Raw genomic sequence first — 1225 nt, 5'->3', positions numbered from 1 at the left:
GCGACCGTTAATGAGCTGGCTTTCCCGAAAGATGTTCCAGTCGAATTCAAGATCACCTCTAACTCGGTAATGAACTCGTTCTTTATCCCGCAGTTGGGTGGACAGATTTATGCGATGGCCGGCATGCAGACCAAACTGCACCTGATCGGCAACGAAGCCGGTGCCTACAAGGGCATCTCCAGCAGCTATAGCGGCGCAGGCTTCTCCGGTATGAAATTCACCGCGATCGTTACCCCGACCGAAGGCGACTTCGATCAGTGGGTGGCCAAGGTGAAGGCATCGTCTAAAAACCTGAACACCACCGACGACTTTAACAAACTGGCAGAGCCGAGTGAAAACAACCCGGTTGAGTACTTTGCCGCTGTCAAACCGAATTTGTTCAAAGAAACAATTGCCAAATTCATGGGCGACATGGATATGCACAAGGGCGCTGGCGCGCACGAAGGCATGGACATGAGCCAAGGTATGGACATGGGTGAACATGCTGCTCACGCCGGAGCCGAGGAATAACTGATGTTGGGAAAATTAACACTTGATGCGGTTCCGTACCACGAACCGATCATCATGGTCACCGTAGCCGCAATTATTGTCGGGGGCCTGGCAGTGCTGGCGCTGCTGACCTATTTCGGCAAATGGAAGTGGCTGTGGAGCGAATGGCTGACTTCGGTCGACCATAAAAAAATTGGTATCATGTACATCGTCGTGGCGATGGTCATGCTGCTGCGCGGCTTCGCCGACGCCATCATGATGCGTAGCCAGCAGGCGTTGGCGTCCGCCGGCGAAGCCGGGTTCCTGCCGCCGCACCACTACGACCAGATCTTCACCGCGCACGGCGTTATCATGATCTTCTTCATGGCGATGCCTTTCGTAGTCGGCCTGATGAACGTCGTGGTACCGCTGCAAATCGGTGCGCGCGACGTTGCCTTCCCGTTCCTGAACTCCCTGAGCTTCTGGTTCTTCGTGGTGGGCGTTGTGCTGATCAACATCTCCCTGGGGGTCGGTGAGTTCGCTCAGACCGGTTGGCTGGCGTATCCGCCGCTGTCGGGTAAAGAGTACAGTCCTGGCGTCGGGGTCGATTACTGGATCTGGAGTCTGCAGATTTCCGGTCTGGGTACCCTGCTGACCGGCGTGAACTTCTTCGCCACCATTCTGAAGATGCGCGCCCCTGGCATGCCTCTGATGAAGATGCCGGTGTTCACCTGGGCGGCACTGTGTACTAACGTCC

General features: G+C 55.9%; 2 protein-coding genes. Both read left to right on the top strand.

Annotated features, from left to right (window positions below; all coding sequences use genetic code 11):
* Positions 1 to 510, top strand: a 510-nt coding sequence (locus AB0I71_RS32575; RefSeq protein ID WP_357591210.1) for a COX aromatic rich motif-containing protein, incomplete at its 5' end; no start/stop codon positions are given.
* Positions 511 to 513: 3 nt separating this feature from the next.
* On the top strand, positions 514 to 1225 hold a 712-nt coding region (locus AB0I71_RS32570), incomplete at its 3' end, for a cbb3-type cytochrome c oxidase subunit I (protein WP_357591208.1).

It is taken from the genome of Micromonospora sp. NPDC049891 (assembly GCF_040660295.1).
Lineage (GTDB): Bacteria > Actinomycetota > Actinomycetes > Mycobacteriales > Micromonosporaceae > Micromonospora.
This window is presented reverse-complemented; position numbering and strand designations above follow the sequence as displayed.